The 15,345-nt window shown below is 62.0% G+C and carries 9 protein-coding genes; 1 reads left to right on the top strand and 8 read right to left on the bottom strand.

The genetic code is table 11. The features are described 5' to 3' along the window. Positions 1-175: 175 nt before the first annotated feature. Positions 176-1,756 carry a sensor domain-containing diguanylate cyclase gene (locus tag ACYAS9_RS31105; protein ID WP_463572348.1) on the top strand — a complete coding sequence of 527 codons (1,581 nt, stop codon included), beginning with the start codon at positions 176-178 and terminating at the stop codon, positions 1,754-1,756. 240 nt (positions 1,757-1,996) lie between these two features. Here ACYAS9_RS31105 and ACYAS9_RS31100 read toward each other — a convergent pair whose 3' ends face one another. The 8 genes from ACYAS9_RS31100 to tpx all read right to left on the bottom strand — a co-directional run bounded on the left by ACYAS9_RS31100 (position 1,997) and on the right by tpx (position 15,312). Then, positions 1,997-2,560 carry an MgtC/SapB family protein gene (locus ACYAS9_RS31100; protein ID WP_463572347.1) on the bottom strand — a complete coding sequence of 188 codons (564 nt, stop codon included), beginning with the start codon at positions 2,558-2,560 and terminating at the stop codon, positions 1,997-1,999. Between the two features lie 58 nt (positions 2,561-2,618). Beyond that, positions 2,619-3,365: an SDR family oxidoreductase gene (locus tag ACYAS9_RS31095; protein WP_463572346.1), complete on the bottom strand. Its 747-nt coding sequence runs from the start codon at positions 3,363-3,365 to the stop codon at positions 2,619-2,621. A 19-nt stretch (positions 3,366-3,384) separates the two neighbouring features. Further along, positions 3,385-5,517 (bottom strand): putative bifunctional diguanylate cyclase/phosphodiesterase, encoded by a 2,133-nt coding sequence (locus tag ACYAS9_RS31090; protein WP_463572345.1) that lies wholly within the window; start codon positions 5,515-5,517, stop codon positions 3,385-3,387. A 142-nt stretch (positions 5,518-5,659) separates the two neighbouring features. Continuing rightward, positions 5,660-7,126, bottom strand: a complete 1,467-nt coding sequence (locus tag ACYAS9_RS31085; RefSeq protein WP_463572344.1) for an efflux transporter outer membrane subunit — start codon at positions 7,124-7,126, stop codon at positions 5,660-5,662. Then, positions 7,123-10,230, bottom strand: a complete 3,108-nt coding sequence (locus ACYAS9_RS31080; RefSeq protein WP_463572343.1) for an efflux RND transporter permease subunit — start codon at positions 10,228-10,230, stop codon at positions 7,123-7,125. The genes ACYAS9_RS31085 and ACYAS9_RS31080 overlap by 4 nt, the downstream gene beginning before the upstream one ends. Beyond that, complete coding sequence (locus tag ACYAS9_RS31075; RefSeq protein WP_463572342.1) at positions 10,227-13,337, bottom strand: MdtB/MuxB family multidrug efflux RND transporter permease subunit; 3,111 nt, start codon at positions 13,335-13,337, stop codon at positions 10,227-10,229. The genes ACYAS9_RS31080 and ACYAS9_RS31075 overlap by 4 nt, the downstream gene beginning before the upstream one ends. Beyond that, the gene (locus tag ACYAS9_RS31070; RefSeq protein WP_463572341.1) at positions 13,334-14,665 is read right to left on the bottom strand and encodes an MdtA/MuxA family multidrug efflux RND transporter periplasmic adaptor subunit; all 1,332 of its coding nucleotides are present in this window, start codon (positions 14,663-14,665) and stop codon (positions 13,334-13,336) included. Before ACYAS9_RS31070 ends, ACYAS9_RS31075 begins: the two co-directional genes overlap by 4 nt. A 146-nt stretch (positions 14,666-14,811) precedes the next feature. Beyond that, positions 14,812-15,312, bottom strand: coding sequence for a thiol peroxidase (tpx, locus tag ACYAS9_RS31065; RefSeq protein ID WP_463572340.1), 501 nt, complete (start codon positions 15,310-15,312; stop codon positions 14,812-14,814). Positions 15,313-15,345 lie beyond the last annotated feature (33 nt).

Here is a 15,345-nt window from a genome sequence, read left to right as displayed (position 1 = left end):
GCAAGCCTGACCCTGATGGCCGGTACAGACACATGCCGCAGCACGCTGGGCAAGCATAGGCGCAGCCGGTAAAACGGCCAGTTTGAAAAATGCTGTGTTTTTCCCAAGCACGGGCCGGCAGCCTGCCTATATCCTTATGTAACGCGCCATGTCAGGAAGCAGGAAGAACCGTTTGATGCAGGGAAGTCACGAACAATCATCCGTCAACGATCGGCACCGTCCGCTTGCAGCAGACCGTGAACGCACCGCCACCCTGTTCCGGCTGACCGTCAGCTTCATGCTGGTGGTGGTCATGACCTTTCTCACTGTTGAGGGCTGGCGTGCCTGGCGCGATTATCGCCAGGCCTTTGCCTCGGCCGAAGACTCGGTCACCAACCTGGCCCAGGCCACGGCGCAGCACGCCGAAGATGCGATCCGCCAGGTGGATATCCTGACCTCGGTGCTGGCCGAGCGGGTCGAAGGCGACGGCCTGGACCGGATCGACATTGCGCGCATGCACCAGTTGATGGTCCAGCAGACGCGGATCATGCCGCAGTTGCACGGGCTGTTCATCTATGACGCCACCGGCAAGTGGATCCTGACCGACAAGCTCGGCACGCCCGAGTCGGCCAACAACGCCGACCGCGATTACTTCATCTACCACCGCACCCACGCCGACCGTGATGTGCGCATCAGCAAAGTGGTCAACAGCCGCTCCACTCAGGAGTTGATCATTCCGGTTTCACGGCGCCTGAACAACCGGGACGGCTCCTTTGCCGGGGTTATGCTGGGCACGGTCCGGGTCAGCTATTTCGTCGATTATTACGGCGACTTCAAAATCGACGACAAGGGCGCGCTGGTGCTGGCCATGCGCGACGGCAACATTCTGGTCCGGCGGCCTTTCATTGCCAAAACCATCGGCCAGAGCCTGGCACAGAGTGAAATCTTTACCCGCTACCTGCCGTGGTCGAATGCCGGCATCGCGCAGGTCAAGGCGGTTGTCGACGGCACCCACCGGCTCTATAGCTACCGGGCGCTGAGTCGCTATCCGCTGGTGGTCGAAGCAGGCATTTCACGCGATTCGATCATTGCGCCCTGGCGCCTGGACCTGATCAAGACCGGGCTGATCCTGCTGCTGTTGATTGCAGGCCTGGTGGGATTCGGGGTTATTATCCTCAAGCAATTGCGCGCTCGCATGGCCATGGAAACCGAACTGCGCCGCGTGCACCGCCAGGTTCAGGACATGGCCCTGACCGACAGCCTGACCGGCCTGGGCAACCGGCGCCGGCTGGACATCGTGCTGGGCGAAGAAGTCGCGCGCGCCAGACGGCAGAACACTCGCCTGGCGCTGATCATGCTCGACGTCGACTATTTCAAGCGCTTCAACGACCGCTACGGGCACTCAGCGGGCGATGACTGCCTGCGCCAGGTGGCTCAGGCCATCCAGAATACCTTGCAACGCCCCACCGACCTGGCGGTGCGCTATGGCGGTGAGGAGTTCACCATCCTGCTGCCCGACACCGATCCGGCCGGTGCGGCGCAGGTGGCGGACAACCTGCTTGAAGCCATCCGCGCGCTGGGCATCGAACACGCAGACCATCCCGCCGGCCACGTCACCGCCAGCGCCGGGGTGAGCGTCAATGCCCCGCGGCTTGAAGAGGTCACGCCCGCGAGTATGATCAAAGCCGCCGATGCCTTCCTGTATGTCGCCAAGCACAAGGGCCGTGACCAGTGGCAGGCCGAACAGTTGCCGCAAAACGTCCTCGCCGTGGACTGATCCGGCAAGTTGCGCGGAATTTTACCTGGGCATGCTTATCCAATACAGGACCAACCCCAAGGAGGTCCGCCCATGAATATCCCGATTCCGCCAGAACCCGAGGATCCAAACATCGACGAGCCGCCGCTTCCGGTCCCACCGCCGGACGATGCACCGCCCATTACCCCGCCCGGTACGCAACCGCCAATTGGCGATCCGCCCAGCCACGAGCCGCCAGCGAGGCTCTGAGCAGCTAAAGGCTCAGGGCAGTTCCTGACTGTCCTTGGCCGGTAGCGTCTGTTTGTCTGCAGGTGGCAATTCATCGTCGGATTTGTGCTTGTGCTCATGGCGGTCGACCACATGCGGAACCAGGCTAAGAATGCCCAGCGCCAGTATCGTGCTGAGCACAGCGGTCGCTTCACGGCCCATGCCCGCCGCCACGCCGATGGCGGCGGTCATCCACAGTCCGGCAGCGGTCGTCAGGCCCTTGACCTGAGAAATATTTCTGGCGTGTTCCTTGAGAATAGTGCCCGCACCAAGAAAGCCGATGCCTGCCACGATGCCCTGGATAACCCGGCTCAGGGCCGCATCGTCGGCACCGCTCATGCGCGGCGCCAGCACGAACAGCGCAGCGCCCATGCACACCAGCATGTGCGTGCGCACCCCGGCGGCCTTGCCGCGGTGTTCACGCTCGAAGCCGAGAATACCGCCAAGCAATGCCGCAATCGACAAGCGCACGGTCACCCGCGTCAACTGCGACACATCCGTGATATCGGAAAACTCCGACTGCAGCGTCGTTACCACTTCCTGCCACCACGTACTCATCCATCATCCTTAACAGTTCTGGTACGGAGCATCTGGACAGCGGCCGCCCCACGGAGTGCTATCTGCCGCCGGCCAGATCAATGAAGGTGCCGGTGGCGTACGAGGCCCTGTCCGACAACAGCCACAGGATTGCTTCGGCCACTTCTTCAGGGGTGCCGCCACGGCGCATCGGCAGTTCACCTTCCAGCTTGCTGACCCGGAACGGATCACCGGACTGCACATGAAAATCGGTAAAGATATACCCCGGGCGCACGGCATTGACGCGGATGCCGTCTGGCGCTACCTCTTTGGCCAGGCCGAGGGTGAAGCTGTCGATCGCGCCCTTGGAGGCTGCATAGTCGACGTATTCATTCGCCGCCCCGAGGCGTGCGGCGGCAGAGCCGACGTTGACGATGCTGCCGCCCTGCCCGCCATGGCGCGGCGACATGCGCAGCAATGCATGCTTGCTGCACAAAATGGGGCCGACCACGTTACTCATCATCACTTTGAGCAGGCGAAATTCCGACATGTCCTCGACCCTGGAGGCATGTGAAACCGTTGCGGCATTGTTGACCAGATGGGTGATTCGTCCCAGGTCCGCGTCAATGCGCGAATACAGGCGAATGATTTCGTCCTCGTTGCTGACATCGGCCTGCACGGCAATGGCCTGCGCGCCCAGCGCCCGCACCTGACTGCAGACCCGCTCGGCAGCGGCATGATCGGACAGGTAATTGATGCAGATTCGATAGCCTTGCGCTGCTGCCGCCAATGCCGTGGCCGCGCCGATTCCGCGAGAGCCGCCAGTAATGAGGAGAACTTTTTCCATTTATTTTCTCGTAACCGATTCAAAGACTGGAGATTGAAAATTGCTGGCCGTCATCGTCGATGATGGCCGTCTTCCTGGCCTGTACACGCTGCTCGGAGCCATGGATGTCCTGCATGAAGCGCTCGGCCGGTTGCGGATGGCCGAGCAGATAACCTTGTAGCGAGTCGCAGCCCAGGCTGGTCAGAAAGTTCTGCTGCACATCGGTTTCAACGCCTTCGGCAACGATGCGCAAATCCAGGGCCTGGCCCAGGGCAACGATGGCCGAAACGATGGCCGCATCATCGCTGTCGTGTTCAAGGTCGCGAACGAAGCCGCGGTCGATCTTGATTTCATTGGCCGGCAGGCGCTTGAGGTACATCAGGCTGGAATAGCCGGTGCCGAAGTCATCGATAGACAGGTCAACCCCCATCTGCGAGAGCTGGTTGAGCACCGCCATACTGGCATCGGCATCGCTCATGGCGGTGGTTTCGGTTATTTCCAGGGTCAGGCAGTTGGGCGGCAAGCCATGGCGCGCCAGGGTATCGCGGACGATATCGACCAGCCCCGCATGACAGAACTGCAACGCCGAGAGGTTCACCGCCATGCGCCAGTGGCCGTAACCCTGCGCGATCCACTGGCTCATCTGCTGGCAGGCCTCATCGAGCACCCATTCGCCGATGGGAATGATCAAGCCGGTCTTTTCTGCCAGGCCGATGAATTTGTCGGGCGACAACAGGCCGCGTTCCGGATGATTCCAGCGCAGCAAGGCTTCGGCACCGACGGCCATGCCACTGACGGCATCGAACTTGGGCTGGTAATGCAGACAGAACTGCCCGGCCGCGGTTGCCACTCGCAGTTCCTGAAGCAATTGCAACTGGTTGCGCGCATCGGTGTTCATCGACGCTTCGAAGAAGCTGTAGCCATTCTTGCCATTGGCCTTGGCGTGGTACATCGCTGCATCGGCGTTCATCAACAGCTCATGCTGGTCCTGACCGTTACCAGGGTACAGGCAGATCCCCACGCTCACCGACACCTGGAGCATATGGCCGCCCACTTCAAACGGCTGGGACACGACACTGACCAGCCGCGAGGCCACCGTTACCGCCTCGTCGACATCGTTCAGCTCCATCAACAGCACAAACTCATCGCCGCCGATGCGCGCCAGGGTGTCGTGCCGGTGCAGGTTGCCGCGCAGGCGCAGCGCGACATCACGCAGCAGTTGATCGCCAATATGGTGGCCGAAGGCATCGTTGACCGGTTTGAAACCGTCCAGGTCCATGAACATCAAGGCAAAGGCGCTGCTGTTGTCTTGCGCCGTATTGATCGCCTGGTCGATACGGTCCGAGAGCAGCACCCGGTTCGGCAGGCTGGTCAGGGTATCGTGCAGGGCCAAATGAGTCAGTTCGCGGTTGGCCTCGGACAGGGAGTTGGCCAGAATCGCGGTTCGGGCTTCCAGGCGCGCATCGAGAATCGAGGTCAGCAGCGCGATGGTCAGCACCGCCAGGGTGGTGACCAGCACCAACTTGTCCAGCCCGTCCGTCTGCAGGCCGCTGGCATAGGCGCCGCAGAAACTGCCGCCTGCAAAACTGGCAGCGGCCATGCCGGTGTAATGCATGCCGACAATGGCGAAGCCCATGACCACCGCCGCTGCACAGCGCGCCAGAAAGATATGCGGGGTGTTCTGACGCAGGTGAAAGGCGATCCACAATGCAGCAGCCGAGGCGCCCACCGCGATCAGCAAAGAAAGGCCGAACAATCCCGGATCGTAATCGATGCCCGGCTGCATGCGCAGTGCCGCCATGCCCAGATAGTGCATGCAACTGATGCCCGTCCCCATCAGCAAGGCGCCCAACGCCAGTTGGCGCGGCGGCAACTCTGGCTGGCTGACCACCCACAGGGCAAACCCTGAAGACAGCATGGCAATCAGCAATGAACAAACGGTCATCAACAGGTCGTAGCCCAGGTTGATGGGCAGGACGAAGGCCAGCATGCCGATGAAATGCATCGACCAGATGCCGATGCCCATGGCGAGGGCGCCGCCGCCGATCCATAGATAGACGCTGCGCCCTTTTGCGGACGAGACTCGTCCACCCAGGTCCAGAGCGGTATAGGACGCCAGGATTGCGACAAGAATGGAGATGATGACCAGCGAAGGAATGTAGCTGCCAATCAACTTGGAATGCCTCAGGACGTGGACCGGTGAACGCATCCATGCCAATCATATTGGGCGGATTCTACTCTCATCCAGAGCAATTGGTGCTGCCGCACGGAAGAAATATGGCAGTTAGCCATAAATATTCCTGTGCAGGCACCGGCTATTCGTCCTTCGCCACCTCTATGCCCTGCCAGCCACCGCCCAGCGCCGCGACCAGTTGCACGCTGGCGACCAGCCGGCTTTGCAGCACATTCAGCACGCTGCGTTCGTTGCTCAGCGCGGTGGCCTGCACGTTGACCACATCCAGGTAGTCGATCAGCCCGGCCTTGAACTGGTTCTCGGTCAGGCGCATCGACTCACGCGCTGCGGCCAGGGCTTCATCGCGTACGGCGGCTTCGCGCTCGTAGACTTCGAGCTGGACCATGTAGTTTTCCACTTCCTGGAAGCCATTGAGCACCGTCTGCCGGTACTGGGCCACGGTCTGGTCGTAAACCGCCTCGACCCGATCGACCTCGGCCGAACGCTTGCCGGCATCGAACAGGGTCAGGGCCAGTTGCGGTCCGACCGACCAGAAACGGTTGGGGGTGGTGATCCAGCTGGAAAACGCACTGCTGCTGTAGCCACCGCTGAGGCTCAGGGTCAGATCAGGAAAGAATGCGGCCTTGGCCACCCCGATATTGGCGTTGGCGGCCATGACCGAACGCTCGGCGGCGGCGATGTCCGGGCGACGCTCCAGCAGGGTCGACGGCACGCCCACCGGAATGGCCGGCAGTTGCGGAATGTCGGTGCTGGCTTGCAGGTTGAATTCTGCCGGCGACAGGCCCATCAGCACGGCAATCGCGTTCTCGTACTGGGCGCGCTGCCAGGCCAGGTCGATCAGATCAGCCTCGGTGCTTTTAAGCTGGGTCTGGGCCTGGGCCACCGATTCGCGGCCAATAATGCCGGCACGGTACTGGTTCTGGGTCAGCTTGAGGGAGCGCTCATACGCCTTGACGGTGGCTTCGAGCAGGCGCTTTTGCTCGTCGATGACGCGCAGCTGCAGGTAATTCTGCACCAGCTCCGATTGCAGGCTCAGGCGCATGGCCGCCAGGTCCGCCTGGCTGGCGTCGGCGCTGGCGCTGTCGGCCTCGACCCCACGGCGCAGCTTGCCCCACACGTCGGCTTCCCAGCTCACGCCCAATTGGGCGTTGTACGTATCGCGAATGCCGCTGTTACTGCTCGACAGGCTCGAACTGCTGCTGCCGGTGCCTTGCGCCGAACGGGTCTTGCCGGTGGTCAGGTCCAGGGTTGGAAACAGCGAAGCGCGGGAGCTGCGCACCAGGGCCTGGGCCTGACGGTACTGCGCCTCGTACTGCGCGACCGTCTGGTTCGAGCTGTTGAGCCGTTCGACAAGCTGATTGAGTTGCGCATCCTGATAGATCTGCCACCAGGCACCGCGGGCCAAGGCATCGCTGGGGTTGGCCTGGCGCCAGCCTTGAGCGGCCTTGAACTGCGCGGTGGTGTCGAATGTCGGCTTCTGGTAATCAGGCCCGACCGTACAGGCACCGAGCAGCAGGACGCACAGGCCTGCTGCTAACGGGCGCAACAGCCAGCGTGGCGTGGAGGAAGTGGCCGGGCGATGGGTCATAGCGGAGTTTCCAGGGCAGCATCGGTACGCACGCCACGCCAGCGGTTGAAACGGTGGCGCAGGTTGTCCAGGTAGAGGTAGACCACCGGGGTGGTGTAAAGGGTCAGAATCTGGCTGAACACCAGCCCGCCGATGATCGTCAGGCCCAGCGGCTGGCGCATTTCCGAACCTTCGGCGGTGCCCAGCAGCAACGGCAAGGCGCCAAGGATCGCGGCAATGGTGGTCATCAGAATCGGCCGCAGGCGTTGCAGGCACGCGCGGCGGATCGATTCCTGCGGGCTCATGCCCTGCTCCCGCTCCAGTTGCAGCGCCAGGTCGATCATCATGATGGCGTTTTTCTTGACGATGCCGATCAGCAAAAACAGGCCCAGCAAGGAAATCAGGCTGAAGGCCGAGCCGACGGCAAAGATGCTCAACAAGGCCCCGACGCCGGCCGATGGCAAGGTCGAAAGAATGGTCAACGGGTGGATATAGCTTTCGTACAAGATGCCCAACACCAGATAGACCAGCACCAGCGCACCAAGAATCATCCACGGCTGGCTTTTTTGGGTGGCGGCAAAGGCATCGCCGGTACCGGCCATCTTTGAAATGATCTCGGTCGGCAGGCCCACTGTCGCCACCGCACGCTCGATGGCCGCCGAGGCCTGATCCAGGGTCACGCCCTCGGCCAGGTCGAAGGAGATATTCTCCGAAGCGAACAGCCCCTCGTGCGACACCCGGTCATCTTCCAGGCTGTTTTCATAATGGGCGATGGTCGACAGCGGCACCCGGTCGCCATTGGCGGTGATCACTTTGATCTGGTCGAGGGTGCTCGGGTCCTGGGAGTACTTGGTATTGACCTCCATGACCACCTTGTACTGGTTCAGGGCGTCATAAATGGTCGACACCTGACGCTGGCTATAGGCGTTGTTCAGCACGGCGGTGACCATCTGCATATCGATGCCCAGGCTCTTGGCCCGGTCGCGGTCGACAATCAGGGTGATCTGCGGCGCGCCGCGTCCTTCGCGGGCATCGATGGCGGTCAGTTGCGGCAGGCTGCGAAAGGCCGCCACTACCTTGGGATACCACTCGCGCAGCCCGGCCAGATCGCCGCTTTGCAGCACGTATTGATACTGCGAACTGGCCTGATCGCGCACGCCACCAAGCTGGATGTCCTGATCGGCCTGCAGGAACAGCCGGCCACCCGGAATCTGCGGCAGGTTCTTGCGCAACCGCTCGACAATTTTTTCAGCAGACAGCTTGCGCTCGCTGAGCGGCTTGAGGCGCACGATCATGAACGCATTGTTGGTGCCGCCGCTGCCGCCGATAAAGCCCGCCACGCTTTGCACGGCAGGGTCGGCCAGCATCGAGCGGCGAAAGACTTCCATCTTCGGCTGCATGACCGTGAACGACAGGCCGTCATCACCACGAATGAAACCCATGATCTGCCCGGTGTCCTGCTGCGGCAGGAAGGTCTTGGGCACCATCACGTACAAGGCGATATTGACCGCGATGGTGACCAACAGGCTGACCAGGGTCAGGCGCGGATGGCGCAACACCCAGCCCAGGCTGCGATCGTAGCCGGCGACCATGCGCTCGTTGATGCGGTCGCTCCAGCGCTGCATGGCGTTGCGCTCATGCTCGGCCTGCGGCTTGAGCCAGCGTCCGCAGAGCATCGGCGTCAGGGTCAGCGAGACCACCAGCGACACCAGGATCGCCACCGACAGGGTGATCGAAAACTCGCGGAACAGGTTTTCCACCAGCCCGCCCATGAACAGAATGGAAATAAACACCGCGACCAGCGACACGTTCATCGACAGCAGCGTGAAGCCCACTTCCTTGGCGCCGATGTAAGCCGCCTGCATCGGCGACTTGCCCTCATCGATGTGCCGGGTAATGTTCTCCAGCACCACAATGGCATCGTCGACCACCAGCCCCGTGGCGAGGATCAGTGCCATCAGCGACAGGTTGTTCAACGAAAACCCGCACAGGTGCATCACCGCGAAGGTACCGATCAACGACACTGGCACCGCCAGGGTCGGAATCAGCGAGGCGCGCAGGTTACCCAGAAACAGGAACACCACCATGATCACCAGCACCACGGCGATCAGCAGGGTCAGCTCGGCCTCGTGCAGCGTGGCCTTGATCACCGGCGAACGGTCCTGACCGACATCCAGGCTGACGCTGGCCGGCAACACCGCACGCAGGGCCGGTAACTGGTCCTTGATGTCCTGCACGGTCTGGATGATGTTGGCGCCCGGCTGGCGGTTGATGACCAGCAGCACCGCCGAGCGATCATTGTAGAAACCGCTGTTGTAGCGGTTCTCCACCGCATCGCTGACCTTGGCCACATCGCTGAGGCGCAAGGCAGCGCCATTCTGGTAGCGGATGATCAGCGGCGCGTAGTCCTTGGCTTTTTCGAGTTGATCGTTGGCTTGTATCTGCCAGTTGAACTGGTCGGTTTCGACAAAGCCCTTGGGCCGGCGCACGTTGCCGTTGCTGATGGTGGTGCGCACTTCGTCCAGCGACACGCCGTATTGCTCCAGCAGGTGCGGCTCCAGTTCGATACGCACCGCCGGCAACGAACTGCCGCCGATCTGCACCTCGCCCACGCCCTGCACCTGCGCCAGGCTTTGCGAGAGGATGGTCGACGCCAGGTCGTAGAGCTGGCCTTTGCTCAAGACATCGGAGGTCAGCGCCAGCACCATGATCGGCATTTGCGACGGATTGACCTTCTTGTAGGTCGGCATGCTGCGCATGCCGCTGGGCAACAAATTACGCGCAGCGTTGATGGCCGCCTGCACTTCGCGGGCAGCGGCATTGATGTCGCGACCCTGCTCGAACACCAGGTTGACCCGTGTCGAGCCCTGACTGGAACTGCTGGTCATCGTGGTCACGCCAGCAATAACCCCCAGTGAGCGCTCCAGCGGCGTGGCGACGCTGGAGGCCATGATCTCCGGGCTGGCACCGGCCAGGCTGGCGGTGATGGTGATCACCGGAAAGTCCATATTCGGCAACGGTGCCACCGGCAGCAGGCGAAAGCTGAACGCGCCCAGCAACATGATCGCGATGCTGAGCAGCATGGTGGCGACCGGACGACTGATAAAAGGTGCCGACAGGTTCATGCGTCGACCTGTGGTGCAGTGTGCGTGGTTTCAGGCTTGCGGCCCCAGCGCCGTCCCAACCGGTCGAAGTACAGGTAGATCACCGGCGTGGTAAACAGCGTCAGCACCTGGCTGACCAACAGCCCGCCCACCATCACCAGGCCCAGCGGCTGGCGCAGCTCGGCACCGGAGCCCGTTGCAAGCATCAGCGGCACGGCACCGAACAATGCAGCCAGGGTGGTCATCAGGATCGGCCGGAAGCGCAGCAAAGCCGCTTCATAAATAGCCGTGTGCGGATCGATGCCACGGTTGCGCTCGGCCTCCAGGGCGAAGTCGATCATCATGATGGCGTTTTTCTTGACGATGCCGATCAGCAGGATGATGCCGATAATGGCGATCATGCCCAGGTCGTTGCCGGTCAGCAGCAATGCCAGCAAGGCGCCGACGGCGGCGGACGGCAAGGTCGAGAGAATGGTGATCGGGTGAATGTAGCTCTCGTAGAGCACGCCCAGCACGATGTACATGGTCACCACGGCGGCGAGCACCAGCAGCAGTGTGCTGGACAACGAGGCCTGGAAGGCTTCGGCTGCGCCCTGGAAGCGGGTCTGCACGCCCAGCGGCATGCCGATGTCTTTCTGCACCTGTTCGATGATTTCGACCGCGGCACCCAATGACACATCCGGCGCCAGGTTGAACGACATCATCACCGCCGGGAACTGGCCGAGGTGACTGATTGCCAGTTGCGCCTGACGCTGCTCGATGCGCGCCAGGCTCGACAGCTTGACCTGCGTGTCATCGCTGGTCTTGACGTGAATCTGCTCCAGCGCCGCCGGGCCCAGCTCATTGGCATACGCCGATTGCAACACCACCCGGTACTGACTGGCCTGGGTATAGATTGTGGAAATCTGCCGCTGGCCAAAGGCGTCGTAAAGCGCATCGGTGATTGCAGAAACGCTGACGCCCAGCCGGCTGGCAGCATCGCGGTCGATGGCCAGGTACACCTGCAGGCCCTTGTCTTGCAGGTCGCTGGCGACATCGGTGAGTTCCGGGCGTTGCTGCAAGGCCGTCTGCAAGCGCTCGCTCCACTCGCCGAGCAGATCGGCGTCGGGCGACGACAGGCTGAACTGGTACTGGGTACGGCTGACGCGGTCTTCGATGGTCAGGTCCTGCACCGGTTGCAAGTACAGGCGGATATCGGCCAGTTGGTCCAGTTGCGGCTGCAGGCGCTGGATCACCTGGCTGGCGGTCAGGTCACGCAGTTTGTGCGACTTGAGGTTGATCAGCATGCGCCCGCTGTTAAGGGTCGCGTTATCGCCGTCCACGCCAATGTAGGACGACAGGCTTTCGACCGCCGGATCCTGAAGAATGATCGCGGCCAGCGCTTGCTGACGCTCGCTCATGGAGGTAAACGACACCGACTGCGGCGCCTCGCTGATGCCCTGGATCACCCCGGTGTCCTGCACCGGGAAGAAGCCTTTCGGCACGGCCATGTACAGCACCACGGTCAGCGCCATGGTGCCGATGGCCACCAGCAGGGTCAGTGCCTGATGCTTCAATACCCATTTCAGCTTGCCGGCATACACCTCGATCAGCCAGTCGATCCAGGCGCCACTGGCACGGTAGAACCTGCCCTGCTCTTCTTCTTTGGGTTCGCGCTTGAGCAGGCGTGCGCACATCATCGGCGTCAGGGTCAGCGACACCACAAGGGAAATCAGGATTGCCACGGCCAGGGTAATGGCGAATTCGCGGAACAGCCGGCCGACCACATCGGCCATGAACAGCAGCGGAATCAATACGGCAATCAACGAAAGCGTCAGCGAGATCAGGGTGAAACCGATCTGCTTCGCCCCTTTGAGGGCGGCCTGCAGCGGCGTGGCGCCCTCCTCGATGTGCCGGGAAATGTTCTCCAGCATGACAATCGCATCGTCCACCACAAAACCGGTGGCGATGGTCAGGGCCATCAAGGTCAGGTTGTTGATCGAAAAACCGGCCAGGTACATCACCCCGAAGGTGCCGATCAACGACAACGGCACGGCAATCGACGGAATGATCGTGGCGCTGATACGGCGCAGGAATACGAAGGTGACCAGCACCACCAGCATGACGGCGAACACCAGCTCATGCTGCACATCGGTGACCGCCGCACGGATGGTCTGCGTGCGGTCGGTCAGCACGATCACATCCAGCCCGGCAGGCAGGTTGTCGGTGACGCTCGGCAACATGGCCTTGATGTCATCGACCACCTGAATGACGTTGGCACCCGGCTGGCGCTGAATATTGAGCAGTACTGCCTGATTCTGGTTGGCCCAGGCCGCGAGACGATCGTTTTCGGCACCGTCGGTGATCTGCGCAACGTCCTTGAGGCGCAACGGTGCGCCGTTGCTGTACGCCAGGATCAGGTTGGCGTATTCATCGGCCGACTTGAGCTGGTCGTTGGCATCGAGCATCGAGGTGCGGATCGGACCGTCGAAGTTGCCTTTGGGCTGGTTGACGTTGGAGGCGCTGATCAGGCTGCGCACATCGCTCAGGTTCAGGCTGTTGGCCGCCAGCGCCTGCGGGTTGACCTTGATCCGTACCGCCTGGCGCTGACCGCCGGCGATGCTGACCATGCCGACGCCGCTGACCTGGGAGATCTTCTGCGCCATGCGCGTGTCGACCAGCTCATTGAGTTGCGGCAGCGGCATGACTTTGGAGGTGATTGCCAGGGTCAGCACCGGCGTATCGGCCGGGTTGACCTTGTTGTACACCGGCGGCGCCGGCAAATCGGTCGGCAGCAGGTTGGTGGCGGCATTGATCGCAGCCTGTACTTCCTGCTCGGCCACATCCATGCCCAGGTCCAGGCTGAAGCGCAAGGTGACCACCGAGGCGCCACCGGAACTGGTCGATGCCATCTGGGTCAGCCCGGGCATCTGCCCGAATTGCCGCTCCAGAGGCGCGGTTACCGCGCTGGTCATCACTTGCGGGCTGGCGCCGGGGTACAGGGTGATGACCCGAATGGTCGGGTAATCCACCTGCGGCAACGCCGAAACCGGCAGCAAGGTGTAGGCAATCAGGCCTGCCAGCACCAGAGCGAGCATGCTCAGCGTGGTGGCGACCGGGCGCAGGATGAACAGACGCGACATATTCATGCTTGAGTCTTGCCTGCGGTGCTCGCGGCGGCCGAACTGTCAGGCCCCTTGGCTGGCTGGCCCTGCAATTTCTGACCGGGCGTTACAGGCACATCCTTGCTGTCGCTGACCACTTCGACGGCGCTGCCATCGCGCAGGCGGTCGGTGCCTTCAAGCACAACCTGGGTGCCGGCGGCCAGGCCTTCGGTCACCACGGTGACTTGCTCGTTGCCAGGCCCGGTCTTGAGCTTGCTGATCTTGACCTTGTTGTCACCGTCCAGCGCATAGACAAAGGTGCCCTGGGTGCCGAACTGAATGGCGGCGGTCGGCACCAGCACGGCCTGCTTGAGGGTGTTGGCCAGCAGGCGCACGTTGACGAACTGGTTGGGCAGCAGGGCTTCGTCGCGGTTGTCGAAACGCGCCTTGAATTTCAGCGTGCCGGTGGTGGCATCGATCTGGTTGTCGAGGCTCGCCAGTACGCCGGTGGCCTGCTGCTTCTTGTCGCCACGATCCCAGGCTTCGACCGGCAATTGATCGCCACTGCGATAACGGCTGATCACCGGTGGCAGTTCGGTTTCCGGCAAGGTGAAGCTCACCGAGATCGGCTGGGTCTGGGTGATCACTACCAGCGCGGTGGTGTCATTGGCGGCCACCAGGTTGCCCATGTCCAGTTGCTTGAGGCCCACTCGCCCGGCGATGGGCGCACGGATGCGGGTAAAGTCCAGGTTCAGGCGCGCCTCGTTGACGGCCGCCTGATTGGTCTTGATCGTGCCCTGGTACTGATTGACCAGGGACTCTGCGGTGTCCAGCGTCTGCTTGGCGATGCTGTCTTCGGCAAACAGACCGCGGTAACGCTGCACGTCGATCTGGGCATTTTTCAGCAATGCCTGATTGGTCGCCAGCGTGCCTTCAGCCTGTTGCAGGGCAATCTGGTAAGTGCGTGGGTCGATCTCGGCCAGCAGGTCGCCGGCCTTGACCATCTGGCCTTCCTGGAAGTGGATCTTGACCAGCTCGCCCGCCACCCGGCTGCGCACATTGATGGTGTTGGTCGCCGTGACGGTGCCCAGCGCCTTGTAATAGATGGGGAAGTCCGCCTGGGTGGCAGGCGCTACACGCACCGGCACCGCCTGGGTCGAGGCGCCGAAGCCCGGGCGCGAGGCGCCACGGCCGGGAGCGCCGGCACCGGGTCCGCCTGCCGCACCGGGGCGTCCGGCCTGCGCCGTATTCTGCGCGGTCGAGGCAGGCCAGAACCACCAGCACAGGCCAATGATCGCCAACAGGATCAGCAGACTTATCAACCAGCGACGAGAGTTACGAGGACCAGACGATTGCATGAATAAATCAACCATTGCAGGTGGGGCTTGTTCGGAGGCTGAACAATAAGCACAGACGGGTTACAAGCAAAGCGCCTTTACCAAGCGCTTACCTTCGTTAAGCTTTTGAGGCACAAGCGAAAACGGCCTGAACAATACAGGCCGTTCAGGGACGCGGGGTCTTACTTCAGAACGGACAGCGCGGCTTCATAATTAGGTTCTTGACCAATCTCGGTCACCAGCTCGCTGTGCAGCACTTTGTCGTTTTCGTCCAGCACCACAACGGCGCGGGTGGTCAGGCCGGTCAGCGGGCCGTCAGCGATGGCCACACCGTACTGGCTGGCGAAATCGGCGCTGCGGAAGGTTGACAGGTTCTTGACGTTTTCCAGGCCTTCGGCACCGCAGAAACGCGCCTGGGCGAACGGCAGGTCAGCCGAAACGCACAGCACGACGGTGTTGGCGATTTTGTTGGCCTGGGCATTGAAGGTGCGCACGGAGGTGGCGCAGGTTGGGGTGTCGACGCTCGGGAAGATGTTCAGCACCTTGCGCTGACCGGCAAAGTCAGTCAGGGACACATTGGCAAGGCCTGCGCCAACCAGGGTAAAGGCTGGAGCTGCGCTGCCGACTGCCGGGAGTTCGCCCTGAATGCTGACCGGGTTGCCTTTGAGGGTTACTTGAGCCATGAAGCGAAGTCCTTTTGAGGAGAAAAAGAACCG

Source organism: Pseudomonas sp. HP_08, from assembly GCF_055284095.1.
Note: the sequence above shows the minus strand (reverse complement) of the source record. Positions and strands in the feature narration are given on the sequence as shown.

What these genes read in the sequence shown, in the direction of transcription:
- ACYAS9_RS31070 (WP_463572341.1), bottom strand. Translation starts at nt 14,665, where the DNA reads ATGGTTGATTTATTCATGCAATCGTCTGGTCCTCGTAACTCTCGTCGC.
- ACYAS9_RS31085 (WP_463572344.1), bottom strand. Translation starts at nt 7,126, where the DNA reads ATGACCCATCGCCCGGCCACTTCCTCCACGCCACGCTGGCTGTTGCGC.
- ACYAS9_RS31080 (WP_463572343.1), bottom strand. Translation starts at nt 10,230, where the DNA reads ATGAACCTGTCGGCACCTTTTATCAGTCGTCCGGTCGCCACCATGCTG.
- ACYAS9_RS31100 (WP_463572347.1), bottom strand. Translation starts at nt 2,560, where the DNA reads ATGAGTACGTGGTGGCAGGAAGTGGTAACGACGCTGCAGTCGGAGTTT.
- tpx (WP_463572340.1), bottom strand. Translation starts at nt 15,312, where the DNA reads ATGGCTCAAGTAACCCTCAAAGGCAACCCGGTCAGCATTCAGGGCGAA.
- ACYAS9_RS31075 (WP_463572342.1), bottom strand. Translation starts at nt 13,337, where the DNA reads ATGAATATGTCGCGTCTGTTCATCCTGCGCCCGGTCGCCACCACGCTG.
- ACYAS9_RS31105 (WP_463572348.1), top strand. Translation starts at nt 176, where the DNA reads ATGCAGGGAAGTCACGAACAATCATCCGTCAACGATCGGCACCGTCCG.
- ACYAS9_RS31095 (WP_463572346.1), bottom strand. Translation starts at nt 3,365, where the DNA reads ATGGAAAAAGTTCTCCTCATTACTGGCGGCTCTCGCGGAATCGGCGCG.